23 protein-coding genes are annotated in these 26,044 nt (G+C 72.7%); 17 read left to right on the forward strand and 6 right to left on the reverse strand.

The features are described from left to right. Positions 1-332 precede the first annotated feature (332 nt). From AOK00_RS01520 to AOK00_RS01535, 4 genes are read left to right on the forward strand one after another with little or no spacing between them, the layout of a single operon-like run. Positions 333-1,088 (forward strand): amino acid ABC transporter ATP-binding protein, encoded by a 756-nt coding sequence (locus tag AOK00_RS01520; protein WP_055598504.1) that lies wholly within the window; start codon positions 333-335, stop codon positions 1,086-1,088. A 34-nt stretch (positions 1,089-1,122) separates the two neighbouring features. Beyond that, on the forward strand, positions 1,123-1,980 hold the full coding sequence (locus AOK00_RS01525) for a glutamate ABC transporter substrate-binding protein (protein WP_437441372.1): 858 nt from the start codon (positions 1,123-1,125) through the stop codon (positions 1,978-1,980). A gap of 10 nt (positions 1,981-1,990) precedes the next feature. Beyond that, a complete protein-coding gene (locus tag AOK00_RS01530) occupies positions 1,991-2,656 on the forward strand; it encodes an amino acid ABC transporter permease (protein WP_055598505.1) in 666 nt (221 codons plus the stop codon). Continuing rightward, positions 2,653-3,570 (forward strand): amino acid ABC transporter permease, encoded by a 918-nt coding sequence (locus AOK00_RS01535; RefSeq protein WP_055598506.1) that lies wholly within the window; start codon positions 2,653-2,655, stop codon positions 3,568-3,570. The genes AOK00_RS01530 and AOK00_RS01535 overlap by 4 nt, the downstream gene beginning before the upstream one ends. A 71-nt stretch (positions 3,571-3,641) precedes the next feature. Here the strand turns inward: AOK00_RS01535 and AOK00_RS01540 are convergent, their stop codons facing one another. Next, entirely contained in the window at positions 3,642-4,397 is a 756-nt protein-coding gene (locus AOK00_RS01540) for an anti-sigma factor (RefSeq protein WP_055598507.1), read from the reverse strand. Next, positions 4,394-4,978, reverse strand: a complete 585-nt coding sequence (locus AOK00_RS01545) for a sigma-70 family RNA polymerase sigma factor (protein WP_301554179.1) — start codon at positions 4,976-4,978, stop codon at positions 4,394-4,396. Before AOK00_RS01545 ends, AOK00_RS01540 begins: the two co-directional genes overlap by 4 nt. 222 nt (positions 4,979-5,200) lie before the next feature. Between AOK00_RS01545 and AOK00_RS01550 the strand changes: the two genes are divergently transcribed. After that, positions 5,201-5,830: a fasciclin domain-containing protein gene (locus AOK00_RS01550; RefSeq protein WP_055598508.1), complete on the forward strand. Its 630-nt coding sequence runs from the start codon at positions 5,201-5,203 to the stop codon at positions 5,828-5,830. Here the strand turns inward: AOK00_RS01550 and AOK00_RS01555 are convergent. Together AOK00_RS01555 and AOK00_RS01560 are read right to left on the reverse strand one after the other, a co-directional pair. Next, positions 5,823-7,952: an MMPL family transporter gene (locus AOK00_RS01555; RefSeq protein WP_055598509.1), complete on the reverse strand. Its 2,130-nt coding sequence runs from the start codon at positions 7,950-7,952 to the stop codon at positions 5,823-5,825. The two genes, AOK00_RS01550 and AOK00_RS01555, sit on opposite strands and share 8 nt — an antisense overlap. A 250-nt stretch (positions 7,953-8,202) precedes the next feature. Next, the gene (locus AOK00_RS01560) at positions 8,203-8,697 is read right to left on the reverse strand and encodes a MarR family winged helix-turn-helix transcriptional regulator (RefSeq protein ID WP_055598510.1); all 495 of its coding nucleotides are present in this window, start codon (positions 8,695-8,697) and stop codon (positions 8,203-8,205) included. 132 nt (positions 8,698-8,829) lie between these two features. On the opposite strand from AOK00_RS01560, the gene AOK00_RS01565 reads away from it, so the two are divergent. From AOK00_RS01565 to AOK00_RS01575, 3 genes are all read left to right on the forward strand, one after another. Continuing rightward, on the forward strand, positions 8,830-10,491 hold the full coding sequence (locus AOK00_RS01565) for an SDR family oxidoreductase (protein ID WP_055598511.1): 1,662 nt from the start codon (positions 8,830-8,832) through the stop codon (positions 10,489-10,491). Between the two features lie 79 nt (positions 10,492-10,570). Next, entirely contained in the window at positions 10,571-11,944 is a 1,374-nt protein-coding gene (locus AOK00_RS01570) for a cryptochrome/photolyase family protein (protein ID WP_055598512.1), read from the forward strand. 209 nt (positions 11,945-12,153) lie between these two features. Continuing rightward, a complete protein-coding gene (locus tag AOK00_RS01575) occupies positions 12,154-12,531 on the forward strand; it encodes a peptidoglycan-binding domain-containing protein (protein ID WP_055598513.1) in 378 nt (125 codons plus the stop codon). Positions 12,532-13,079: 548 nt separating this feature from the next. Here AOK00_RS01575 and AOK00_RS01580 read toward each other — a convergent pair. After that, on the reverse strand, positions 13,080-14,471 hold the full coding sequence (locus tag AOK00_RS01580; protein ID WP_055598514.1) for an IS4 family transposase: 1,392 nt from the start codon (positions 14,469-14,471) through the stop codon (positions 13,080-13,082). A 220-nt stretch (positions 14,472-14,691) separates the two neighbouring features. Here AOK00_RS01580 and AOK00_RS01585 point away from each other — a divergent pair, with 220 nt between their 5' ends. Further along, on the forward strand, positions 14,692-15,309 hold the full coding sequence (locus tag AOK00_RS01585; RefSeq protein WP_055598515.1) for an ArsR/SmtB family transcription factor: 618 nt from the start codon (positions 14,692-14,694) through the stop codon (positions 15,307-15,309). After that, entirely contained in the window at positions 15,306-16,565 is a 1,260-nt protein-coding gene (locus tag AOK00_RS01590; protein ID WP_055598516.1) for an MFS transporter, read from the forward strand. The genes AOK00_RS01585 and AOK00_RS01590 overlap by 4 nt, the downstream gene beginning before the upstream one ends. 24 nt (positions 16,566-16,589) lie before the next feature. On the opposite strand, the gene AOK00_RS01595 is transcribed toward AOK00_RS01590, so the two are convergent. Further along, positions 16,590-17,579 (reverse strand): MerR family transcriptional regulator, encoded by a 990-nt coding sequence (locus AOK00_RS01595; protein ID WP_055598517.1) that lies wholly within the window; start codon positions 17,577-17,579, stop codon positions 16,590-16,592. Between the two features lie 132 nt (positions 17,580-17,711). On the opposite strand from AOK00_RS01595, the gene AOK00_RS01600 reads away from it, so the two are divergent. The 7 genes from AOK00_RS01600 to AOK00_RS01630 all read left to right on the forward strand — a co-directional run bounded on the left by AOK00_RS01600 (position 17,712) and on the right by AOK00_RS01630 (position 25,976). Next, positions 17,712-18,326 carry a sigma-70 family RNA polymerase sigma factor gene (locus AOK00_RS01600; RefSeq protein WP_055598518.1) on the forward strand — a complete coding sequence of 205 codons (615 nt, stop codon included), beginning with the start codon at positions 17,712-17,714 and terminating at the stop codon, positions 18,324-18,326. 90 nt (positions 18,327-18,416) lie between these two features. Continuing rightward, on the forward strand, positions 18,417-20,003 hold the full coding sequence (locus AOK00_RS01605) for a molybdopterin-dependent oxidoreductase (RefSeq protein ID WP_107097289.1): 1,587 nt from the start codon (positions 18,417-18,419) through the stop codon (positions 20,001-20,003). Positions 20,004-20,279: 276 nt separating this feature from the next. Next, on the forward strand, positions 20,280-22,403 hold the full coding sequence (locus tag AOK00_RS01610) for a regulator (protein WP_079041781.1): 2,124 nt from the start codon (positions 20,280-20,282) through the stop codon (positions 22,401-22,403). Between the two features lie 80 nt (positions 22,404-22,483). Further along, the gene (locus AOK00_RS01615) at positions 22,484-23,620 is read left to right on the forward strand and encodes a sulfite oxidase (RefSeq protein WP_055598521.1); all 1,137 of its coding nucleotides are present in this window, start codon (positions 22,484-22,486) and stop codon (positions 23,618-23,620) included. A 200-nt stretch (positions 23,621-23,820) separates the two neighbouring features. After that, positions 23,821-24,651, forward strand: coding sequence for an ammonia-dependent NAD(+) synthetase (nadE, locus tag AOK00_RS01620; RefSeq protein ID WP_055598522.1), 831 nt, complete (start codon positions 23,821-23,823; stop codon positions 24,649-24,651). Between the two features lie 92 nt (positions 24,652-24,743). Continuing rightward, the gene (locus AOK00_RS01625) at positions 24,744-25,133 is read left to right on the forward strand and encodes a VOC family protein (RefSeq protein WP_055598523.1); all 390 of its coding nucleotides are present in this window, start codon (positions 24,744-24,746) and stop codon (positions 25,131-25,133) included. Between the two features lie 162 nt (positions 25,134-25,295). Continuing rightward, positions 25,296-25,976, forward strand: coding sequence for an ABC transporter permease (locus AOK00_RS01630; RefSeq protein WP_055598524.1), 681 nt, complete (start codon positions 25,296-25,298; stop codon positions 25,974-25,976). Positions 25,977-26,044 lie beyond the last annotated feature (68 nt).

The following is a 26,044-nucleotide window of genomic DNA, read 5'->3' on the forward strand; positions in this document are numbered from 1 at the left end:
TCGGGCCGGGGCACGCGCGCGTGCCCCGGCCCGACAACGAGCGGCGCACGGCCGCGCGGATGAACCCGCGCAGGACCGTCGAGCTCGACGCGGGCCACGCCTCGCTCGCCTCCCGCCCGGTCGACGTCTGCGACCTGATCGAACGGGCCGTACGCGAGACCGCCTCCTGACCGCACCTCCGCCGCGTGACCCCCGTCCTCAGGGCCGGGGGTCACGCTTCGCTGTGCCCGCTCACCCTTCGTGCGCCCCCTCCGGCGTGCGGGGGCGGGGTGGAGGGCGGAGCATGAACGTGAGAAGGAGCGGCAAGCGGGGGCGTGAGCCAGGAGGGTGACATGCCCGTCCCGGAAGGTGGCGACGCGCTCGTCGTGCTGCGCGGCGTCGACAAGCACTTCGGCACCCTGCACGTCCTCCAGTCCATCGACCTGACGGTGCACCGCGGCGAGGTGGTCGTCGTCATCGGGCCGTCCGGCGGGGGAAAGTCGACGCTCTGCCGGGCGATCAACCGCCTGGAGACCATCGACTCGGGCGAGATCGTCATCGACGGACGCCCGCTCCCGGCCGAGGGGCGCGAACTGGCGGCCCTGCGGGCCGACGTCGGCATGGTCTTCCAGTCCTTCAACCTCTTCGCGCACAAGACGGTGCTCGGCAACGTCACCCTGGGCCAGATCAAGGTCCGCAAGAAGGACCGGAAGGCGGCAGAGGAGCGCGCCCGCGCGCTTCTCGACCGGGTCGGAGTCGCCTCTCAGGCGGAGAAGTACCCGGCACAGCTCTCCGGTGGCCAGCAGCAACGCGTGGCGATCGCCCGCGCCCTCGCCATGGATCCGAAGGTGATGCTCTTCGACGAGCCGACCTCCGCGCTCGACCCCGAGATGATCAACGAAGTGCTTGAGGTCATGCAGCAACTCGCCCGGGACGGCATGACGATGGTGGTCGTCACCCACGAGATGGGCTTCGCCCGTTCCGCCGCCAACCGTGTCGTCTTCATGTCGGACGGACGGATCGTCGAGGAGACGACCCCGGACGAGTTCTTCAACAATCCGCGCAGCGACCGGGCCAAGGACTTCCTGTCCAAGATCCTCCACCATTGAGCCGCGGCCGTCGCCCGACCAGCAGCCCCCAGGGGTGATCCACATGAACCCGCTCAAGACCGGCAGGGCCGCCGTGGCCGTCGCCGCGGCCGTCGTCCTCTCCTTCACCTCCGCAGGATTCGCCAACGGCGCGACCGGCGCCGTACCACGCGACCACGGCGAGGACGAGATCACCGTCGGCATCAAGTACGACCAGCCCGGCATCGGCCTGAAGACCCCGGACGGCACCTACACCGGCTTCGACGTCGACGTCGCCACGTACGTCGCCAAGGAACTCGGCCACGACCCGTCCGACATCGTGTGGAAGGAAGCCAAGAGCGCCGACCGGGAGACGCTGCTCCAGCGCGGCGACGTGGACTTCATCGCCGCCTCGTACTCGATCAACGACGAGCGGGCGAAGAAGGTCGACTTCGCCGGCCCCTACCTCCTCGCCCACCAGGACGTCCTGATCCGGGCCGACGACGACTCCATCAAGCAGCCGTCCGACCTGAACAACAAGAAGCTCTGCTCGGTCACCGGCTCGACGTCCGCGCAGAACGTGAAGGACAAGATCGCCCCCGACGCCCAGCTCCAGGAGTACGGCGGCTACTCCGAGTGCCTGACCGGTCTGGAGAACGGTGTCATCGACGCCGTCACCACCGACGACTCGATTCTCGCCGGGTACGCGTCGCAGGACGAGTTCAAGGACAAGTTCAAGCTCGGCGGCTTCAAGATGAGCAACGAGAACTACGGCATCGGCGTCCAGAAGGGCAGCGAGCTCAAGGCGAAGATCAACACCGCTCTGGAGAAGATGGTCGCCGACGGGTCCTGGGACGCGGCGGTGGAGAAGAACTTCGGCCCCGCCGGCTACCAGAACGAACCCGCCCCGAAGATCGGCGTCATCGTCAAGTGAGCAGGCCGTCGTGTTCGACTTCCTCCAGGGGTACGACCTGCTCGGAGCCTTCTGGGTGACGGTGCAGCTCACCGTCTACTCCGCGATCGGCTCCCTGATCTGGGGGACGCTGCTGGCCGCCATGCGCGTCAGCCCCGTCCCCCTCATGCGGGGCTTCGGCACCGTCTACGTCAACATCGTCCGCAACATCCCCCTCACCGTCATCATCGTCTTCACCTCCCTCGGCCTCTTCCAGACCCTCGGAGTGAGCCTCGGCGCCGACAGGTTCACCGTCATCAACTTCCGGCTCGCCGTCCTCGGTCTCACCGCCTACACGAGCGCCTTCGTCTGCGAGGCGGTCCGCTCCGGCATCAACACCGTCCCCCTCGGGCAGGTCGAGGCGGCCCGCGCCATCGGACTCAGCTTCCCGCAGGTCCTGCGCATCGTCGTGCTCCCCCAGGCCTTCCGCTCCGTCGTCGGCCCGCTCGCCAACGTCCTCATCGCCCTCACCAAGAACACCACCGTGGCGGCCGCGATCGGCGTCGCCGAAGCGGCCCTGCTGATGCGCGAGATGATAGAGAACGAGGCCCAACTCATCCTCATCTCCGCGATCTTCGCGTTCGGGTTCATCTGCCTCACCCTGCCCACCGGACTCTTCCTCGGCTGGGTGGCCAAGAAGGTGGCGGTGAAACGGTGAGGAAGGACAGACCTACAGTCCTCTACGACGCCCCCGGGCCGCGCGCCCGGCGGCGCAACGTCCTCTGGACGCTGCTGTTCCTGGTCGCCCTGGCGGCCGTGGTGTGGTGGGTCGTGGTGAGCCTCGCCGACCAGAACCAGCTCGAATGGTCCAAGTGGGCGCCCTTCTTCACCGACGCCCGCATCTGGGAGACGTACATCCTGCCCGCTCTGAAGAACACCGTGATCGCCGCCGCGCTCGCCATGGTGATCGCGCTGCCGCTCGGCGCACTCCTCGGCATCTCCCGGCTCTCCGAGCACCGCTTCGTGCGCGGCGCGGCCGGCACCGGTGTCGAGTTCTTCCGGGCCATCCCCGTCCTGATCCTCATGCTCTTCGCCAACGCCGCGTACTCCGAGTTCACCGACATCAGCCCGGACATCCGCCCGATGTACGCCGTCGTCACCGGCCTCGTCCTCTACAACGCCTCCGTACTCGCCGAGGTCGTGCGGGCCGGCATCCTCGCTCTCCCCGCGGGCCAGACCGACGCGGCGAAGGCCATCGGCATGCGCAAGGGCCAGACGATGACGTACGTGCTCCTCCCGCAGTCGGTCACGGCGATGCTGCCCGCGCTCGTCAGCCAGCTCGTCGTCATCGTCAAGGACACCGCGCTCGGCGGCGCGATGCTCGGGTTCTCCGAACTCCTCGCCTCCGTCCGCCCGATGAGCGCCAACTACGGGGCGAACACGATCGCCTGCTTCACCGTCGTCGCCGTCATCTTCGTCATCCTCAACTTCGCACTCACCACCTTCGCCTCCTGGCTCGAAGGGCGGCTGCGGCGCGGCAAGAGGTCCACGGGCGCGGTCGTCGGAGCGGGCGCGGTGGAGGAACTGGCCACACCGGGAGAACACGTGGGCCCGACCGACGGGGCCAAGTGATCCTCCGGCCGGGGCGGGGGCACGCGCGCGCGTGCCCCCGTCAGGTCCGGGACGGGCGGGCAGCGCCCCCGTCAGGTCCGGGGGAGGGCGAGCACCGCCACCGGTGCCGAGGTCGGGCTCGGCGAGCCGCCGGCCGGTTCGACGGTGACCCCCACCCCGGACGCCCCGTTCACCGGGCCGTCGAGGAGGGTCGTCTCGGCGGTCGCGCCCGGGTCCATCAGCCCCGCGGACCGCATGGTTCCCCCGTCGTCGTACCAGAGCTGATAGACCTTGCCGGCCGGTGGCGGCGCCATGCCGGAGGCGGCGAACACCGCCCGGTCGAGCGAGGCCGAGACGACGACCGTGCCCACGGCGCCCCCGTCGAGCCGGCTGGTGGAGACCCGGGCGTCCGGGGCCGCGAGGACCTCGGCGACGGCGTCGTTCGCCCCGCGTGCGCGGGCCGTCTCCTGCCGGGCGTCCTCGGCGAGGCCGTGCTGCCAGGCGGCGACGCCGCCGAGCCCGACCGCCCCGGCGAGACAGGCCGCCAGCGCCCAGTGCGACCACCGCTGGAAGCCTCGCGGCCCGCGCGGGGCCCGTGCCGCCCTCGTGGTCGCCGGCGGCTCCTGGCGTACGGTCGCGATCCGCTCCAGGACGCCCGTCCGCAGCGTGGCGGGCGGCGTCACCGCGACGGCGAGACCGAGCCGGACGACGGTCTCCGAGAACTCCCGGACCTCCTGGGCGCACGACGGACACTCCGCCAGATGACGCCGTACGGCCTCGTGCTCCTCGGGGTCCAGTGCGTCGAGCGCGTAGGCGCCGGTCATCGTGTGCGGATCCGCGGCGTTCACACGCCCACCCCCAGACAGTCCCGGAGCCGGACGAGCCCGTCGCGCATCCGCGCCTTGACGGTGCCCAGCGGCACGGCCAGCAGTTCCGCGACCTCGCGATAGGTGAGGCCCCGGTAGTACGCCAGGTTCACCGACTGGCGCTGCAGCTCGGTGAGGCCCCGCAGACAGCGCCGGACCTGTTCCCGCTCCAGCCGGCCCTCCACCTGCTCCACCACCTCGTCGTAGGCGGCCGTGTGCTCCAGCAGAGCCACCCGCCTCTCCCGGTTCGACGCCGCCTGCTCGGACCGCACCCGGTCGACCGCCCTGCGGTGCGCGAGCGTCATGACCCAGGCCAGGACCGACCCCCGGGCGGGTTCGTAGCGGGCCGCGGTACGCCACACCTCGACCAGCACCTCCTGGGCGACCTCCTCCGACTGGGCGGGGTCCCGCAGCACGGTGCGGACGAGGCCGAGCACCGGCCCGGAGACGGCCTCGAAGACGGCCGTGAAGGCCTGCTGGTCGCCCAGCGCCACCCGCCCCATCAGCTCGGGAAGGTCCGGAGCCGCTGGTCGGACGTCGCCGATCCACACGTTCTCTCTCACCGGCGGTTTCCTCCAGGAATCGCTCGAGTACAGGAGGTGTTCGGAGCCGACGGCCCGGCGGACGGGTCGCGCCGGGGGCTTTTCCGCACAGCTCCGCCGGCCGAGGCGCGGCAGCCGATCCTCGTCACTCATTCGGGTGAGGGGAGCCATCCGGACGCAGCCGCGCACCGAATGACTGGTGACGGGCCGCCGAACGGTGGACCCGAAGCCCGAGGAGTGATCATGAACACCCAGACCTTCCGTCGCGCCACCGTCGCCGTGACCGCCGCCGTGCTGTTGCCGCTGGGCCTGACCGCCTGTTCGGCCGAGGCGAGCGGTGACGGAGCGGCGGCCCCCGCGGCGGCGTCCTCGCAGTCGGCGGCTGCCACCACGACGGCCGACGGCCCCTTCGGCCCCGGGTGCGCCTCGGTGCCGAAGGACGGCGCCGGTTCCTTCGACGGCATGGCCGAGGACCCGGTGGCCACGGCCGCCTCGAACAACCCCGAGCTGTCGACGCTGGTCACCGCCGTCAAGCAGGCAGGGCTCGTCGACACGCTGAACAACGCCGAGAACATCACCGTGTTCGCGCCGACCAACGCCGCCTTCGCCAAGATCCCCAAGGCGGACCTGGACAAGGTCCTCGCCGACAAGGCGATGCTGACGGACATCCTCACCTACCACGTCGTGGGCCAGAAGCTGACCCCGAAGCAGCTGGAGAACGGCTCCTTCGAGACCCTCCAGAAGGGCAGGCTGACCACCGAGGGCTCCGGCGAGTCCTTCACGGTCAACGACTCCGCGAAGGTGGTCTGCGGCAACGTCCCCACCGCCAACGCCACCGTCTACATCATCGACACGGTGCTGATGCCTAAGTAGCGGAGGCGTTCTTCCGGGCGGCACCGCCCTCCGGCCCCGTCGCTTCCCGGCTGAGCGCGCCGGGCCACCACGCGACGGGGCCGAGGTCCCGTACGAGCGCGGGCACGAGCAGCGAGCGGACGACCAGGGTGTCCAGGAGGACGCCGAACGCGACGATGAAGGCGATCTGCACCAGGAAGGCGAGCGGGATGACGCCCAGCGCCGCGAACGTGGCGGCCAGCACCACACCGGCGGACGTGATGACACCGCCGGTCGCGGTCAGTCCGCGCAGGACGCCCTCGCGGACCCCGTGCCGCAGCGACTCCTCCCGCACCCGGGACATCAGGAAGATGTTGTAGTCCACGCCGAGCGCGACCAGGAACACGAACCCGTAGAGCGGGACCGAGGAGTCCGTGCCGCTGAAGCCGAAGACGTACCGGAAGACCAGGGCCGAGACGCCCAGGGTGGCGAGGAAGTTCAGCGCCACCGTGGCCACGAGCAGCAACGGCATCAGGAGCGAACGGAGGAGGACCACCAGGATGGCCAGGATGACGGCGAGCACCACCGGCACGATCAGCATCCGGTCGCGCTCGGCGGTCCGCTGGGTGTCGTACCGCTGCGCCGTGTAGCCGCCGACGAGGGCGTCCGCCCCCGGCACCGCGTGCACGGACGCGCGGAGCCGGGCCACCGCCGCCGCGGCCGCGTCGCTGTCGGCGGCGTCGGTCAGGGTGACGTCGATCCGGACCCGTCCGTCGACGACCAGCGGTGCTCCGGCCCCCGGCCGGCCGGATGCGGTGACGGCCGCGGCCGAGTCCACCCCCTCGACCCGCTCGGCCGCCGAGGTCACCCGGGCCGCCGCGTCCGCGTCCGTGATCACGATCGCCGGGTTGCCGGCCCCGCCGGGGAAGTGCCGGCCGAGCGCCTCCTGCGCGGCGACGGAGGGGGCGTCGTTGACGAAGATCTCGTCGAGCGGCACCCCCTTGGACTCCAGGACCGGGGCGAAGGCGGCGCAGGCGAGCAGCCCGGCGAGCGACACCGCCCACACCTTGCGGGGAGCGCGGTCCACCAGCGCGGCCACGCGGCGCCAGATCCCGTGGCCCCCGCCCTCGGACTCGGACGGGCGGGGGCGGGAGGGCCAGTACGCGGCGCGGCCGAGCAGGACCAGGACGGCGGGCAGGAAGGTCAGCGTGCTCAGGACGGCGCAGACGATGCCGATGGCGCCCACCGGGCCGAGGGCCCGGTTGTTCGTCAGATCGCTGAAGAGGAGCGCGAGCAGGGCGAGCGCCACGGTGGCCGCGCTGGCCGTGATGGGACCGGCGGACTGCCGCAGCGCCGCGCGCATGGCCGGTACACGCTCTCCGTCGCGTCCGGCGAGTTCCTCGCGGTAGCGGGCGGCGAGGAGCAGCGCGTAGTCGGTGGCGGCGCCGATGACCAGGATCGACAGGATGCCCTGGACCTGCCCGTCGACCCGTACGACGTCGTGGTCGGCGAGCACGTACACCACGGCGCAGGCCAGGGCGAGCGAGAGCACCGCGCCGACGATGATGATCAGGGGCAGCAGCACGCTGCGGTACACCAGCAGAAGGATGAGCAGCACCGTGACCAGGGCGACCGCGAGCAGCAGCCCGTCGATGCCGGCGAAGGCGTCCGACAGATCGGCCTGGGTGGCGGCGGGACCGGCGAGCCACACGGTCGTCCCCGGCACGGCGGAGGCCGCCCGGTCGATCTCCGCGAGCGTGGGCGCGAGCTCCTCGCCGAGGTCGGGGCGGAGCTGTACGACCCCGCGCAGCGCCTCCCCGTCCTCGGAGGGGAGCGCCGGGCTCGGGGTGCCGACGACCCCCGGCCGCCCGGTGAGCGTGGCCAGCGCGCGCGTGGCCGCGGACCGTGCCTCCGGACCGAGCGGTGCGCCGCCGGCCGAGGTCCAGACGACGATCGCGGGGAGCGTCCCGTCCTGGCGGAAGGCCCGCTGGGCCTCGATCACCCGGGTGGACTCGGCACTGCGGGGGAGGAAGGCGGCCTGGTCGTTGGTGGCCACCTCACCGAGCTTTCCCGCGTACGGGCCGAGCCCGCCGCCGACGGCGAGCCAGAGGACGAGCAGGACGAGGGGCAGCAGTCGGGCGGCCCATCGTGCGGGGCGGGGCATGCGTACTCCAGGGCAGGGGTCTCTCGACACGGAAGAAGTATCACAAGGACAAAGAATCTCAATGATTGAGAGAGATTGAAGCATGGAGAGGCCGCGCGAGGGTGCAGGGGGTGCCCGGGGCTCGCCGGGGAGCCGGACGCACGCGGCCGGCGGGGCCTGCCGGGGGCGTGGGCCGGCAGTGTGGGTCAGCGCCGAGCGTCGGCGGTAGGGGGCAGCGGCGCGGGTCGGCGGCGCGTGTCGGCGGCGACGGTCAGCGGCGCGGGACGTGCAGGTCGCCGAGTTCCTCGTTCAACGCGTCCAGGAAGCGCACGGCCACAGCCAGCTCCTCCGCGTCGAACCGCAGCCGGGCCCGCTCCGCCGCCTGCGCCAACGGCATGAAATAGCTGCGCGCGGCGGCCTTCGCCCCCTCCACGTAGTGCACATGGACGACCCTGCGATCGGCGCTCTCCCGGGAGCGGCGGATGTGCCCGGCCCGTTCGAGCCGGTCGAGGCAGGCCGTGACCGCCCCCGAGGTGAGCCCCAGGTGCTCCCGCAGCCGACCCGGCGTCAGCGGCTCCGGGCTGTCCAGGACGACCGAGAGCGCCTGCACGTCCGTGGGATGCAGCCCCTGCGCGAGCGCGAAACCATGGACCAGACGGTTGATCTCACCGTTCGTCCGCCGCAGCGCGCGGGCGAAGCTCTGCGCATCACCCGGCACGCGCGCGTGCGCGGTCCCACCGGTCTCGGGTTCCTCTGTACTGGCCACACGATCAGCCTATAGAAACCGGCCGACGCATCCGCGGCGGCCGTACCTCCGGAAGAGAAGCAGGAGGACGCCGAACCCCCGGCCGGGGGGGAGCGCGGCGACCTCCCCCGGACAGCGGAACGGAGCAGATCCATGAGCGACGCGTCAGGGCACGAGACCCCCGCACCGCTGTGCCTGGTCACCGGCGCCAGCGGCTACATCGGCGGCCGCCTCGTCCCCGAACTCCTGGAGGCCGGTTTCCGGGTGCGGTGCCTGGCCCGTACCCCCGCGAAACTGCGCGACCACCCCTGGGCCGGTGAGGTGGAGACCGTCCGGGGCGACGTCACCGACGCCGAGACCCTCGCTCCCGCCTTCCGCGACGTCGACGTCGCGTACTACCTGGTGCACGCCCTGGGCGCCGGGCGCGGCTTCGAGCGCACCGACCGCACGGCGGCCCTGAACTTCGCCCGACAGGCCCGCGCCGCCGGTGTCGGCCGCATCGTCTACCTCGGCGGCCTCACCCCTCGTGGCGTGCCCGACGGGGAGCTCTCGCCGCACCTGCGGTCGCGCACCGAGGTGGGCCGCGTCCTCCTGGAGTCCGGGGTCCCCACCACGGTGCTCCGCGCCGCCGTCATCATCGGATCCGGCTCGGCCTCGTTCGAGATGCTCCGGTACCTCACCGAGCGCCTGCCCGTGATGGTCACCCCGAGCTGGGTCCGCACCCGGATCCAGCCGATCGCCGTCCGGGACGTCCTGCGCTACCTGGTCGGCAGCGCGCGGATGCCCGCGGAGGTCAGCCGGACCTTCGACATCGGCGGCCCCGACGTCCTCACGTACCTCGGCATGATGCGCCGCTACGCCGCGGTCGCCGGGCTGCCCCGGCGGCTCATCTTCCCCGTGCCGGTCCTCACCCCCCGGCTGTCCAGCCACTGGATCGGCCTTGTCACCCCGGTGCCCCGCTCCATCGCCCGCCCGCTGGCGGAGTCGCTCCGCCACGAAGTCGTCTGCGACGAGCACGACATCGCCGACTGGGTGCCGGACCCGCCCGACGCCCCGCTCGCCTTCGACCGGGCTCTAGCCCTCGCCCTCCAGCGGGTCCGCGAGGCGAGGACGACCACCCGCTGGTCCTCCGCTTCGTTGCCCGGCGCACCGAGCGACCCCCTGCCGACCGACCCCGACTGGGCGGGCGGCAGCCTCTACACCGACGAGCGCGAGATCACCGTCGGTGCGTCACCGCAGGCGCTGTGGCGGGTCGTGGAGGGCGTCGGCGGGGAGAACGGCTGGTACTCCTTCCCGCTCGCCTGGGCCGTCCGCGGCTGGCTCGACCGGCTCGTCGGAGGCGTCGGTCTGCGCCGGGGCCGGCGCGACGCCCTGCATCTGAGAGCCGGCGACTCGCTGGACTTCTGGCGGGTGGAGGAGATCGAACGGGGCCGGCTGCTGCGGCTGCGCGCCGAGATGAGGCTCCCCGGCCTCGCCTGGCTGGAGATGTACGCCGAGCGCGACGAAAGCGGGGACACCCGCTACCGGCAGCGGGCCCTGTTCCACCCCCACGGCCTGGCCGGTCACGCCTACTGGTGGAGCGTCGCGCCGTTCCACGCCGCGGTCTTCGGCGGCATGGCCCGCAACATCGCGCTGACGGCGGAGGCGAGCGAGGCGGAGGCCGCCGGCTCTGCCCCGGGTTCCGGCTCGTCAGCCGCTTCCGGTTCGTCGTCCGCTTCCGGCTTGTCACCCGCTTCCGGCTCGTCGCCCGCTTCCGGTTCGTCGTCGGCATCCGCCCCGGCGCCCGCATCCGGCTCGCCCCCGCCGGGCGAATGACCTCAGCACGTCAGTACAGCGACCCACCGGGCAGGCGCCTCGCCGACCCGGTCGGTGACCCCATGCCAGGAGCGGTGCCATGAACGTCTCGGTCGTCCTGTTCACCTCGGACCTCCGCGTCCACGACCATCCGCCGCTGCGCGCCGCGCTGGGTCAGGGGAACGAGGTCGTCCCCCTGTTCGTACGGGATCCGGCCGTGGCCCGCGCGGGCCACGCGGCGCCGAACCGGGAGGCGTTCCTCGCGGACTGCCTCGCCGCCCTCGACTCCGGATTGCGCGAGCGCGGCGGCCGGCTCGTGGTGCGCTCGGGCGACCCCGTCGCCGAGGTGTGCGCGGTCGTGCGGGAGGCCGACGCCGACGACGTCCACATGGCGGCCGGCTGCAGCGGGTTCGCCCGGCGCCGTGAGGACCGGCTGCGCCGCGCCCTGGAGGCGGACGGGCGGCGCCTGTACGTCCACGACGCCGTCGTCACCGCTCTGCCCACCGGCGCCGTGACCCCGGACGGTTCGGACCACTACGCGGTCTTCACCCCCTATTTCCGCCGCTGGTCGCGCGAGCGGCTGCGCGAGCCGCTCGCAGCGCCGCGGGTGGTCCGGACGCCCCGGGGCGTCCGCTCCGAGGACCTTCCGGCCCGCGCGGACGTCCCGACGGTCTCCGAAGGACTCGCCGGGGGCGGTGAGCAGGAGGGCCGGAGGCGGCTCACCGCCTGGCTGGCACGGGGCGTCGACACGTACGGGGACGGCCACGACGACCTCGCGGGCGACGCGACGTCCCGGCTCTCGCCGTACCTCCACTTCGGCGCCGTCTCGGCGACCGAGGCGGTCCACCGGGCCCGGTCGCGGGGCGGGGCGGGCGCCGAGGCGTTCGTACGCCAGCTCTGCTGGCGCGACTTCCACCACCAGGTCCTCGCCGCGCGCCCCGACGCCGCGGCCGACGACTACCGGACCCGTCACGACCACTGGCGGCGCGGGAAGGAGGCGGACGCCGACCTCCGGGCGTGGCGTGAGGGCCGCACCGGCTACCCCGTCGTCGACGCCGCGATGCGGCAGCTCGCCCACGAGGGCTGGATGCACAACCGGGGGCGGCTCCTCACCGCCTCGTTCCTGACCAAGACCCTGTACATCGACTGGCGCGAGGGAGCACGGCACTTCCTGGACCTGCTGGTCGACGGCGATGTCGCCAACAACCAGCTCAACTGGCAGTGGATGGCCGGCACGGGCACGGACAGCCGCCCCAACCGGGTGCTCAACCCGGTGATCCAGGGCAGGCGGTACGACCCTGACGGCGCGTACGTACGGCGATGGGTGCCCGAACTCGCCGGGCTCGAAGGCCCCGCGGTCCACGAGCCGTGGAAGCTGCCCGGGCTCGAACGGGCCCGGTACGACTACCCGGACCCCATGGTCGAACTCGCCGACGGCCTGGCCCGCTTCCGGCAGGCCCGGGGCAAGGACTAGGGGGGCGGCGGCCAATGCAGTTGCTTTACGCCGTGGGGCTCTCTGAAGTTGCATCCCTCGCGCCGGGTGCTTCTGACCGGGCTTCGCGCGCTCCCCATGCGCCGTGGTGCGCTCTGCCTTGATGGCCAATACAGGGATATGTTCGCGCTCAACCAATCCAGCGGCGGGCTGCCCCGCCCCGTTCGAAGGACTTGTAGTTGCCTCAGCGCATGAGACTTTCCCTGCTCTCGTCCGCCGTACTGGCCGCGGCTCTGCTCCCAGTCGGCTCCGCCAGTGCCGCTCTGGCCGCACCCGCCACCGCTCAAGCGCCGACCGCGGTGGCGGTGACCTGCCGATCCACCGTCGACACGGGGCTCTACTGCGGCTACGACCTCAGCAACGCCTACACGGATCGCGGCGACTCCGGTGCGAAGGTGAAGGAACTCCAGGCGCTGCTGATCTACCGGGGCTACTCGGTGGGCTCCACCGGCGTAGACGGCTACTTCGGAGCCGCCACGGAGTCCGCCGTGAAGCGCTTCCAGACTGCGGAAGGCATTCGGGCCGACGGCATCGTCGGCCCGACTACCTGGGGATACCTCCGGGCCTAGTGCACTATCAAGCAACGTTCACCCTGCTGTGACGCGCCGCCCGGATCGATTCCGGGCGGCGCGTCGTGCGACATGCTGTGCGGGTGGCTGAGCATGTGCGGCCCGTACTCCCGTGATCAATCTCAGCGCCAACCACGGTTCCAGTCGAGGTCGACGAAGGTCCGGTACTCGTGGCAGCACACCATGAGTACCGGACCGCGGCGGCTAGTTAGATCCAGCGCCGCTTCTTCTCCTTGGGCGGGCTGTCGAAGAGGCCGATGTACCCATCGCCCCCACAGGAACTGCACACGCCGTCTCCATCGCAGACGTCGCACCGGGTGTTGATGAAGCCATCAACTCGCCCTGTCCCCTTACAGTTGCGGCACTTTCCCTTGTCTCGTTCGCACGAGGAACAGCGGGCCATGGAAGATCCTCTCGGTGTCAGAGCCCGTACGAGGTGTTGCTGTGCTGCACAGGGAACGAACTCTCTACGCGCGTAGTTCCCAAGGGTGCGTGGGTACATCTTCGTCGCGCGTAGCTGTGAGCTCACCAGCACACCACGGCCCGCTTTAGGGCGGTGACGGGGTCGAGGACGACTTGAGCACGGGTCTACCCGCCCGTCGATTGCTCTTGGGCTTCTTGGTCTGGTTGAGGGCCCAACGGCCAGGCTCGACAGCCCCTCGTCTGGCGCGGGTCCGGTGCACGGGCCAGCGGTTGGGCTTCTTGATCGCTCGTGGGCAGTTCCTGTTCCGGCGGGCCGGGAGCAAGCGGCTGCGCCCCTCTTGCCCGGCCTCGGCCAGGGAGCGGGTGAGCTTGGCGATGGTGGCTCCGAGCTGGGATGGAACGCTTCGGCGGACGATGCGGACGCACTTGAGGTAGGAGACGCGGTCCGCGTCGACGGCGGGGCCGGCGAGTGCTGCGGTGTGGGCGAACCGGCGGATCGCGTGGTGGGCGGCGAGGTAGGCCCACAGTTCCTGCCGGACGCCTTCCGGTGTGCGAGACCGGATCGGTCCGCCGGGGCCGAGGTGGTTCTTGATCTCGTCGAAGGCCAGCTCGATCTCCCAGCGTTCCCGGTAGAGCGCGACCAGTTCGGCTGCTGGGTATTGCTCGGGGTCCAGCAGTGTCGTGCCGAGGAAGGCAACCTTGTGGTCCTTCGAGAAGGTGATGACGCGGTAGATCGTGTGCTTGGGCAGGGTCCGGCCTTCCCGTGCGGCTCGGCGCCGGACGTCCTTGCCTGGACGCGCCATCGACAAGTACGAACCGTCGGGAAGCTCCTCCTGAAGGGTGCCGAGGTGATTGGACTGGAGCCTGACCAGCAGGTCCGCGCCGGTCACGGTGAAGGCGTGCGCGAACTCCACCGACCAGAAGCCGCGGTCGGCGATGACCAGGTCTCCCGAACCGGTGGAGCCAGCCAGTCGGTAGGCGAGGCTCCGTTCGCCGTCGCGGTAGCCGCCGAGGCGGGCATCAAGCACTCCATGGGTTCCGATCTCCGCGAGGACCACCGCCCTCACCTTGGGGAAACCGAAGGGGAGGCCACCCGTAGTGGAAGGGCCGTCGAAGGTGTCGCCGTTGCTCACCGAGTCGGGAAGGTCGAACTGGGTGCCGTCCAGCGCGAGCAGCCGTAGTCCGCGCCACCATGCCCCAGGTGTGTCCGGTGTGGCGAGCGGACCGGCCACCTCTCTGAACAGGGTCTCCAGCACATCCTCGCCGAGCCGGGACCGCGCTCGGCATAACGAGGATCGGTTCACCCTGGCCAAGGCCCGGCTGCCGGGTATCCCGCTGGTCAGCACGCGCAGCACCTCCTCGTACGACTCCCGGGCGAACAGACACAGGGCCAGGACGAAGTGCACGACCAGCCGCGCCGGTAGGAGGCGGCGCCGCCGCTCAGCTCGGTCGTGCTTGGCTATCGCCGCGTCGACCAGCTCGGTGGTGAACACCTTCGTCAGAATCCCGATCCGCACCCGCTGCCCTGCTCCCCACCCCGTCACACCCGGCGCAACGTCCTCCGCGCCTCAAAAGCAACTGCATTGGGGGCGGCGGCCCGTCGCCCGCCCTTGCGCGAGAGTGCCTGGTCCGCGATGTCCATGGCGGTATCGGTCCCGGGCGTGGGGGGAGTGCCCACAACGACAAGTGTCACAACAACTCTTTTGAAACAACTGTTGTAGGTCTACCCTCTGCTCCATGACTGAGTCTTCTGGGGCACCTCACCCGGCCGGGACGGAGCCGGACGTCCGGCTCGACACCGCCAGACTGCGGGTACTCGCTCACCCTGTGCGCGTGAACGTGCTCACCCTGCTGCGCCGGCGGGGGCCCTCCACCGCCGGCCAGATCGCAGCCGAACTCGGCATCAACCCCGGCTCCGCGAGCTACCACCTGCGTCGCCTCGCGGCAGGCGGGCTCATCGAGGAGGTGCCTGACCGCGGAACCGGTCGCGAGCGCTGGTGGACGGCCCTGCACCGGCAATCGATTCACGATCCGGCGGACGAGCCTGCGGGCGAGCGCGCTGCTGGACGGGCCTATGCGCACGCGGTCGCCCTCGCCTCCATCGAGCGACTGGAGAGGGCGGCGCAGGAAGTGCCGTTGCTTCCCGCAGACTGGTACGAGGCCAGTTTCTACAGCGACTTCGTCCTGTGGCTCGCTCCGGGCGACGTCGAGCGGATGCGGGCCGAGCTCTTCGAGGTGATCTCTCGATACCGCGCCGATGAGACCGGAGCGCCCGCGTCATCCGTGCCGGTGTCGCTGCAGCTGCAGGCGTTCCCGGCGCCCGGCACCGTCGAACTGGGCGCGGGGGAAGCATGACCGCGCACGATGTGGCCGCGGCCGCGCCCCCTGCCTACCGGGACCTCAACGTGCTGCGGTGGCTTGCCGCGTACGCCGCTTCGGTCACCGGCGACGTCATGTACTTCCTCGCCCTCACCTGGTGCGCCACGCGTGTCGCGGGGCCTTCCGAGGCGGGCCTCGTCATCATGGCCGCAGCCCTTCCCCGCGCTCTGCTGATGCTCGGAGGCGGTGTGCTGGCCGACCGGTTCGGGCCACGACGCGTTGCCATCGCCAGCGACGCGACACGCTGCCTCGTGATCCTCGCCGCGGCTCTGGCACTCCTGCTGGCCTCACCCGGCCTGTGGCTGCTGATCGCCGTGGCGGTGGTCTTCGGCGCGGTCGACGCGGTGTTCATGCCGGCGGTGGGCGCGTTACCCCCGCGCCTCACGGCACCGGAGCAACTCGCGCGGGTGCAGGGGATGCGCGGCATGTCGATCCGGCTGAGCAACTTCGTCGGTCCCCTGCTGGCCGGAGCGGTGCTGGCGCTCAGTGGAGTGGCCGGCACGTTCGTGGTCTCCGGTGTCCTCTTCGCGGCCTCCCTGGTCCTGCTGCTGACCGTACGGATGCGTCCCCTCCGCGGCGAACAGCCGATGACCGGGACCGTGCGGCAGGACCTCATCGACGGCCTGCGTTACATTCGCCGGCACCGGATGCTCGCACCGTTGGTCACCGTGATCGGGTTGAGCGAGATGTGCTTCAGCGGACCGCTCGCGGTCGGCCTCGTCCTGTTGGCCGACGAACGCGGCTGGGGTGCCGTGGGCATGGGGTGGATCGCGAGCGCGTTCAGCGTCGGCGGCGCCATGGCAGGGCTGCTGCTCACGGTGTCCGTCCGCGTTCCGCGCGCCGGGCTGACCATGTCCGGCGCGCTGTTCGTCGCGGCTGCGGGAACGGTCGCCCTGGGCCACACGGTCTCCCTGCCGGCCGCCGTCCTCTGCGGAGCCGTGATCGGTCTGACCAGCGGGATCACCATGGCGGTGACCAGCGCCCTGGTCCAGACCGAAGCCGATCCCCGCTATCTCGGACGGGTCACCTCCGTCACGACGCTCGGCACCCTCGGCCTCGCCCCGGCTCTCTTTCCCGCTGTCGGCATCACGGTGGACCGTTGGGGAGCGGCCGTGTTCTTCACCGGCTGCGGCGGGATCTGCCTGCTCGCCGCGGCACTCGGCATCGCCTTCTCGGTGCTGCGCCGCGCCGAACTCCGAGTACCACCCGCTGTTCATCGACAAGGGCTCTGACTCACGGTCACGGGGGCTTGTCGATCAGGCGCCTCCCGAAACGACGGTGGCCCCCTCGCCGTCCCGTGCGGCGGCGTACAGACCGCGCAACAGGGACAGGGCCTCCCGCAGACCCGTGGGGCGCAGCATCCCCGGTCCGGGTGTCCGGCCCGCCCAGCCGGGACCCGCGAGGAGGACCGCCGTCCGGGACCGGGCGCCCCTGACGCCCCACGAGGTGTCGGCGACGTGGCGCGCCAGGGGGTGGTCCGCCGTCGAACGCGCCTGGGCCCACAGCGCCACCGCCGCGGGCCCCGTCCTCCGTACCGCCTGGTCGAGCGCCTCCGGTGGCACCGCCGCCCCGAACATCCGGGTGGGGAGCCCGAGTTCGGCCAGTCCCGCGGCGAGCGCCTCCAGCGGGAGGGTGTGCTGCTCGTGCGGCACACAGGCGAGCAGGACCGGGGGAGTGCCCGCCTCCGGGGGCCCGGCACGGCCCGCCGGGCCGACCCGGCGCAGCGCCGTCGAGACGTGCCAGGACAACAGGTGCTCCACCTCGACGTAGCGGTCCTCCGAGGTCTCCCACTTGCGGCCCACGGCATGCAGGGCGGGCGCCAGCACCTCCTCCCACGCGGTGACCAGACCGTACCGGGCGATCGCGGAGTCCAGCAGCTCGTCCATGGCCGCCGAGTCCAGCCTGACGGCCGCCCGGCCCAGACCCCGCAGCTCCCGTCGGACGTCGTCGAGGGCCGGTCCGCGGGCGTCGGGCCCGGCAGGTGCCTCCCCGGCGGGGGGCGCGGCCGGTACGGCTCCGGCCCGGGCGGCCCGGGCCGCCTCCGCCGGAGGCACTCCGGAAGCCGTCAGCCGGCACATCTCCTGGAGAACGGCGATGTCGTCCGGGCTCCACCGGCGGTGCCGGCCGCTCTCATGGGCGGCGGGGCCGATGCCGTAGCGCCGGTCCCAGGAGCGCAGGGTGGTGGGCGCGACACCGAGGCGGCGCGCGACCGCGCCGCTGGTGAGACCCGGCGAGGGTTCGGTCATGAGGCAACGATACGACGCACAACCGTTGCGAATGGTGCGGGCGCCGTGCCGGGACGGAGTCTTGGGGTGCCCCGTGAGGGGACCCCGCCCGCCGACCGGTCTCCGCCGGTCCCGGCCTGAGGAGCAGTCGCCATGACCGCACCGAGCGTCGACACCCGGCCTTCGCTCCGGAACGAGCCGCGCGCCCTGTCCGACCGTGAGGTCGCCGACGGCTTCGTGAGGGGCGACGAGCGCTGTCTGGCCGTCGCCCACGCCCGGTGGCACGGCCTCGTGCACGCCCTCGCCGTCCGCACCCTCGGCGACGCCCGGGAAGCGGAGGACGTCGGCCAGCAGGTCTTCCTCGCGGCCTGGCGGGGCCGGGCCGGATACCGGCCGGAGCGCGGTCCGTTCCCCGGCTGGCTCGTCGGCATCACCCGGCGGAAGATCGCCGACGCCCTCGCGGCGCGCACCCGGCGCCGGGACCTGGTGGTCGCGGTGGGCGAGCGGCTGTCTCCCGACGGCGTGTCCGTCCAGGAACCCGACCGGGTCGTCGAACGGCTCGTGGTCACCGGCGAGCTGGCGAAGCTGCCCGCCGCGCAGCGCGAGGTGCTCGCCATGGCCTTCTACGGGGACCTCACCCAGGTCCAGATCGCCGAGCGCACGGGAATGCCGCTCGGCACCGTGAAGAGCCACGCGCGACGCGGCCTCGACCGGATGCGCCGTTCCCTGAGCGAGACACCGGGCGCACGTACCACCACCGCCGGCTGAGCGCGGTGGCCCGGGCACCGGGACCCCGCCGTTGTCCACCTTCCAGGTGAATCGGCCCATCCCGAGAGCCGTCGATGCCGAATGAGGAGCATGACCCTCTCCGAGCCCCCGGGCGAGCCCACCCGCACGGACCGCCTCCTCGCGGCCGTCGGCGGCCTGATCGCCGGATACGTCTCCCTCGCCGTCGCGGACCTCGCCGCCTTCTGGGTGCGGCCCGAGGCGAGCCCCGTGACCGCCGTCGGCGGCGCCGTCGTCGACCAGACGCCGGCGGCCGTCAAGGAGTGGGCGATCCGTGAGTTCGGCGAGAGCGACAAGGCCGTTCTCCAGCTCGGCATCCTGGTCGTCCTCGGGGTCCTCGCCGTAGGGATCGGGCTCCTCGCGCTGCGCCACCGGCTGCTCGGCTCGGCGGCGGTCGGTGCCTTCGGCGTCCTCGGTGCCCTGGCGGCCGTCACGCGGCCCGACTCGGACTCCGCGCTCGACGCCGTGCCCTCACTGGTGGGCGCCGCCGCCGGCGCCGCCCTGCTGTACGCCCTGACCGGCCTGCTCACCCGGAGGGCCGGGACGGGATCGGCGGCCGCCCGCGCCGACCGCCGGACCTTCCTGGTCGTCGCCGCGTCCGCCGGCCTCGCCGCGACCGGCGCCGCCGCCCTCGCCAGGGCGGCCGGCAGCCCCGTGGAGGAGAACGCCGCCGCCTCCCGCGCGGCCCTGCGCCTGCCCCGACCGGCGTCCCCCGCGCCGCCCGTACCCGCCGGAGCCCAGCTCCGGGTCCCCGGCATCAGCCCCTTCGTCACCCCGAACCGCGACTTCTACCGCGTCGACACCGCGCTCGTCGTCCCCCGGGTCGACGCCGACGACTGGCGGCTGCGCGTCCACGGCACGGGCGTCCGAGAGGAGCTCACCGTCACCCTGCGGGAGCTCATGGCCCGGCGGATCGTGGAGCGGGACATCACCCTCGCCTGCGTCTCGAACGAGGTCGGCGGCCCGTACGTCGGTAACGCCCGTTGGCTCGGCGTGAACCTCGCCGACCTCCTGCGGGAGGCAGGCGTCCGGCCGCCCTCCGAAGGCGGACCCGCCGACCAGCTGGTGGCCCGCTCCGTCGACGGCATGACCATCGGCACCCCCGTCGAGCAGGTCATGGACGGCCGCGACGCCCTCCTCGCCTTCGGCATGAACGGCGAACCCCTGCCCTTCGTCCACGGCTTCCCCGTCCGCATGGTCGTCCCCGGCCTCTACGGGTACGTCTCCGCCTGCAAGTGGATCGAGTCGATCGAACTCACCACCTTCGCCGCCTACGACGCCTACTGGGTCCCGCGCGGCTGGTCAGCCCAGGCTCCCGTCAAGACCCAGTCCCGCATCGACACCCCCCGGGCCTTCGCCCGCCCCGCCGCCGGCACCGTCATGATCGCCGGGGTGGCCTGGGCCCAGCACCGGGGCATCCGCCGCGTCGAGGTACGGATCGACGACGGCCCCTGGCAGGAGGCCCGGCTCGCCGCCGAGGACAGCAGCGACACCTGGCGCCAGTGGTTGTACCCGTGGACGGCCGGCCCCGGCCGCCACACCCTCACCGTCCGCGCCACCGACGGCACCGGCGCCACCCAGCCCGAGGAGCGCACCGACACCATGCCCGACGGGGCCCAGGGCCGGCACTCGGTCGTCGTGACGGTCCAAGAGGGCTAGGGGGTGTCTTGCCGATCATGCCGGGCTCGCGGCTCCCTGATCCGGCCTGATCGACAAGACACCCCCCCTAGTCCTGTCGTCGAACTCCTGCCGTCGCTCGTCAGACGGGAGATTCGACGACAGGGCCCGGCCCTCACGCCCGAAGTGAAGGAGCCGTGACGGTGGAAGGGGGTAGCCGTGACGGTCGGGGTGCGGCATCGTGACGGTCGGGAGGGTGGCGCCGCTCCGGTCCGGGCAGCGTAACGAACCGGTGCCGACCACCCGTTCGTCGCTCTCATGAGGGAGACTGCTCCCGTGCGTGGACATCTGCCGGACGAGAACCCCGGTTTCGTGGGACGCCGCACGGAACTGGACCGGATATCCGCCGCGTTGGCGGAGCACCGCCTCGTCACCGTGACCGGCGTCGGGGGAGTCGGGAAGACCCGGCTCGCGCTGCGCGCCGCTCACCGCGCCGCCGACCGGTACCCCGACGGTGCCTGGTGGACCGACCTCACCCCGCTCGACGGCGACCGGCTCCTCGTCGCCCTCGTCGCCGACTCGGTCGACCTCTCCGACCACACCCCCGGCATGGCGACCACCGGACTGTGCCGCCGGCTCGCCGGCGACCGGCTGCTGCTCGTCCTCGACTCCTGCGAACACCTCGCCGAACCCTGCGCACGCCTCGTCGCCGAGCTTCTCGCCGCCGCCCCCGGCCTCACCGTCCTGGCCACCAGCCGACGTCCCCTCGGCGTCGAGGGGGAACGGGTCGTCGCCCTCGACCCGCTGCCACCCGCCGGGGGAGACGCCCTGGAGCTGCTCCGCCGGGCTGCGGGCGAGGAGTTCACCGCCGCCGGCCCGGCCGGCGAGATCTGCGTACGCCTCGACGGCATTCCGCTCGCCCTGGAACTGGCCGCCGCCCAGATCCGGCTCCAGGGCGCCGAAGCCGTCCGGGACCAGCTCGGCACCCGCTTCGACGCCCCGCCCTCCGCCCGCTTCGAGCTGCTCGCGCACACCGAGCGGGTGTGGCCGAGCCGCCACCAGACCCTGCGGGCCGCCATCGGCTGGAGCCATGAGCTGAGCGCCCCGCTCGAACGCCTCCTCTGGGCCCGGCTCTCCGTCTTCCGCGGCCCCTTCGACCTGGCGTCGGCCACCGCCGTGTGCATCGGCGGCCCGCTGAACCGCGCGACCCTGCCGGGCGCCCTCGACGGGCTCGTCCGCGCCTCCGTGGTCCGCCCGCCGGACGCGGGCGGACGACTCCGGATGCTCGACACGATCCGCGCGTACGGGGCGACCTGGCTGGACCGGACCGGCGAGACAGGGACGGTCGCCGACCGGCACGCCGCACACTTCCGGGGGCTCGCGCGCCGGGGCGAGACCGAATGGCACGGCGCGCGCCAACTGCGCTGGTACCGGACCGTCGACGCCCACCACACCGACCTGCGCACCGCCCTCGACCGGCTGCTGCGGACCGACCCCGACGCCGCCCTCGACCTCATCGGCTCGGTCGCCTTCGCCTGGTCCTGCCGGGGCCGTCTCCGCGAGGCCCGCGACGGCCTCGAACAGGCTCTGCTGCTGAGCGGTGCCCGCGGCCGCACCCGGGCCCGAGCCTTGTGGGCGCTCGGCGTCACCCTCGTACTCCAGGGGGAGTTCGGTCCCGCGCAGGAGGTGAGCGAGCGCTGCGCCCGGGAGGCCCGGTACACGGAGTACACGGATCACACGGACCGCACGGAGGACGCCGGCGGTGCCGGGCGCGCGGGCGACCACGGCCGCCCCGGCGACCTGACCCTCGACGCCGCCGCCCTCGCCGGGCTCCTCGCCCTGACCACGGGCCGTCCGATGGCCGCGTACGTCGTCGTGGACCATGTCCTCGACGCCGCCCGGGGCGGCCCCGCCGACTCCGCCGCCCGGCTCCGCTGCCATCTCGTCCGCGTGTTCGCCCTGACGGGCCTCGGCCGGCTCGGCGAGGCCCGCGACCGGGCGCTGGCCCTGCGGACCCTGTGCGAGGAGCTGGACGAGCACTGGACCCGGACCGCCCTGGAATACCAGCTGGCCCTCACGGGTCTCCTGGAGGGCGACCCCGCGACGGCGGCCGGGCACGCGCGCGCGATGCTCGAAGGCACGCGAGGACTCGGCGCGAGCCTGGGGGTGGCGCTCGGGCTCGACGTCCTCGCCACGGCGCTCGCGGCGGCCGGTGACGGCGAGCGGGCGGCCGACGTCTCGGGCACGGGGGAGGCGTACTGGCGTTCCACCGGCCAGCCCCGTCGCGGCCTGCCCGGCCTGCGGGCGCTGCACGAGAAGTACACGGACACCGCCCGCGCGACGATCGGCGAACCGGCCTACGAGGAGATCTTCGTACGCGCCCTCACCGGCCTTCCCCAGGACGGCCTCGACCGAGCCCTGCGAGGCCCCCGCCGGACCTGAGGCGGCACATCCGGGGCGGCCCGCCCGGTACCCGTCCGTGCCGAGGTGCCGGGCCCCGGGCCGCGGCGCACCATGAGGGCATGGACGGATCCCTGAGTGGTCTGAGTGACATCAGCACACCGGGACGCGTGGCCGGGCCGGACGAAGGGGTCTCCGTGCAGGAGTTGGCCCTCGCCGCCCGCAACCACGGGCTGCCCCTGGAGGCGCTGCGGTACGACGTCACTCCGCCCGGGCTGCACTACGTCCTCGTCCACTACGACATCCCCGACACCACCGCCGACGGCTGGCGGCTCACCGTCGGCGGCCGGGTGCTGCGCACCCTCGGCCTCGGCCTGGACGCGCTCCGCTCCCGGCCCTCCGTCACCCGCCGGGTCACCCTGGAGTGCGCCGGGAACGGCCGCGCCCGGCTGTCACCCCGGCCGGTCAGCCAGCCCTGGCTCGTCGAGGCCGTCGGAACCGCCGACTGGACCGGTGTCCCCCTCGCCGCGCTCCTGGCCGAGGCGGGTGTCGCGGAGGACGCCGTCGAGGCGGTGTTCACCGGCGCCGACCACGGAGTGGAGCGGGGCGTCGAACAGGACTACCGGCGGAGCCTCCCCCTCACGACGGCCGCCGACCCGGCCCGGGACGTCCTCGTCGCGTACGCCATGAACGGGGCGCCCCTGCCCCCGCAGCACGGCAGCCCCCTCCGGCTCGTCGTCCCAGGCTGGTACGGCATGGCCCATGTGAAGTGGCTCCACGACATCACGCTCACCGGCACCCCGTACACCGGCTTCCAGCAGGCCGTGGCCTATCGCGTACGGCAGACGCCCGAGGAGCCGGGGGAGCCCGTCACCCTCGTCGCGCCCCGGGCCCTGATGGTGCCGCCCGGATTCCCCGACTTCATGTCCAGGACCCGCGTGGTCCGCCCCGGCCCCGTCCCCCTCACCGGCCGCGCATGGTCGGGCCACGGCCCGGTCGCCCGGGTCGAGGTGAGCGAGGACGGCGGGGCGGCCTGGACCGAGGCGGAGCTCGTACGGGATCCCGCGCACCCCTGGGCCTGGTCCGCCTGGCGGACCACCTGGACGGCGACCCCGGGCCTGCGTCATCTGACCGTGCGGGCCACCGACGCCGAGGGCAACGTCCAGCCGGTCGTCGAGCCCTGGAACCGCGGCGGATTCGCCAACAACCTCGTCCAGCGGGTCGAGGTCCTCTGCACCCCGGACGCGACCGGGGCCTGAGCCTGACAGCCGGCGCGACGCCGGACGCGACCGGGGCCTGAGCCTGACAGCGTCGGGAGCCGTGGACCGTGGCACGTCGCCACGTCACCGGTCGAGCCGCCCGACCCACCGGGGCGGTGGGGCCGGGGCAGGGCGACGCGCCGCCGGCCCGGTGCGTAAAGTCGACTCCCGCAGCCCCTGAACCCGACGAGGAGACTTCCGTGACCGACCCGGCGTCCACCGCCCGCCAGCAGCAGATCGCCCGGGACCTCCAGGTGGCCCAGACCTTCGACCCGCGGGCCGAGATCGAGCGCCGCGTGGCCTTCCTGACCGAGCGGCTCACCTCCACCGGTCTGCGCTCCCTCGTCCTCGGCATCAGCGGCGGCGTCGACTCCACCACCGCCGGACGCCTCTGCCAGCTCGCCGTGGAGCGGGCCCGCGCCGCCGGACACGAGGCCACCTTCTACGCGATGCGCCTGCCGTACGGCGTGCAGGCCGACGAGAAGGACGCGCAGACCGCACTCGGCTTCATCCGCGCCGACGAGGTCCTCACCGTGGACGTGAAGGCCGCGAGCGACGCGGCCCTCACGGCCGCGCTCGCCGGTGGCGTCGCCTTCCGTGACGCCCACCACCAGGACTTCGTGCAGGGCAACATCAAGGCCCGTCAGCGCATGATCGCCCAGTACGCGGTCGCCGGAGCCAACGACGGGCTCGTCGTCGGCACCGACCACGCCGCCGAGGCCGTCTCCGGCTTCTTCACCAAGTTCGGCGACGGTGCCGCCGACGTCGTCCCGCTCACCGGGCTGACCAAGCGCCGCGTCCGCGCGGTCGCGGCCGAGCTGGGTGCACCGGCCGAACTGGTCTGGAAGACCCCCACGGCCGACCTGGAGACGCTGGACCCGGGCAAGCCCGACGAGGAAGCCCTCGGTGTCACGTACGACGACATCGACGACTTCCTGGAGGGCAAGCCGGTCGCCGAGGCCGCCTTCGCCACGATCGTGCGCCGCTACGAGCTCACCGAGCACAAGCGGCAGCTGCCGATCGCGCCCTGAGCGACCCGCGCCTCACCCTGAGCGGCGGGCGGCGGACACTCGGCGGATCCTGGAAGGGGTGCCCGGAACGGGCCCCCGGAAAGGAGCACGCCATGTTCGGCGAAACCCCGGCATTCAGCGGTTTCTCGGTCGACGACCTGGACGCCGCCCGGCGCTTCTACGGCGAGACCCTCGGGCTGGAGGTGGGCGAGGAGGGGGAGGGCGACATGCGGGTACTCTTCCTCACCCTGGCGGGCGGGGCCCGGGTCTTCGTCTATCCGAAGGACAACCACACCCCCGCCACGTTCACGATCCTCAACTTCGAGGTCGACAACATCGACCGGGCCGTGGACGACCTGACGGGGCGCGGAGTGACCCTGGAGCGCTACGAGGAATTCGAGGCCGACGCGAAGGGCATCATGCGGGTCGACGGCGGACCGGCCATCGCGTGGTTCACGGACCCGGCGGGCAACGTCCTGTCGGTGCTCCAGGAGAACCGCTGACCGATGTCGCCCGGGCCTTGACCTGCGACCTGTTCGGCGGCCGGGGGACAGGAGTCACCCGGGCGTCCGCGTAGCTGTCCGGTACGCTCCCCGCCCCTGCCTCCGCCCCCCGAACGGACCGGCCCGCGTGCGCCGCGGCCCCGTACCGCCTCGAATGGGAGGGTGATCGCGCCGCCCGACGACTGCCTCGCCCGCAACGAGTGGGTCTGCGGCGCCTATCTCTCCACCCGGAGTGAGATCCTCACCGACGCCGTCGTCCAGCACCTCCAGCTGACGGCCGTCTCCGTCGCCCTCGGCCTGGTGCTCGCCCTCCCGCTCGCCGTCGCCGCCCGCCGGTGGCGCTGGGCGGCCGGGCCGGTCCTCGGGGTCACCACACTCCTGTACACGATTCCGGCGCTCGCGATGTTCTCGCTGCTCCTGCCCATGTACGGGCTGTCCGCCGCCCTGGTCGTGGCCGGCCTCGTCCTGTACTCCCTCACGCTCCTCGTCCGGAACATCCTGGCCGGGCTCCGTGCCGTTCCCGAGGAGACCCGCCAGGCCGCCCGCGGCCTCGGATACGGGCCGGTCCGGCTGCTGCTCGCCGTCGAGCTGCCACTCGCCGTGCCCGCCGCCATGGCCGGGCTCCGGATCGCCACCGTCTCGGCCGTCTCCCTCGTCACGATCGGCGCGATCGTCGGCCACGGCGGACTCGGCAACCTCATCTACTCGGGCATGAACACCTACTTCAAGGCCCAGGTGCTCACCGCCTCCGTGCTCTGCGTCGTGATCGCCGTCGTCGCCGACCTGCTCCTCCTCGGCGCGCAACGCCTGCTCACCCCCTGGACCCGAGGGCGGGTCGTATGACGCCGCCCCTGGCCCCGCGGGCACGCCGTACGACCGCGTCCCGGACCCGAGGGCGGGCCGCATGACCA

This window comes from Streptomyces aureus (genome assembly GCF_001418135.1).
Lineage (GTDB): Bacteria > Actinomycetota > Actinomycetes > Streptomycetales > Streptomycetaceae > Streptomyces > Streptomyces aureus_A.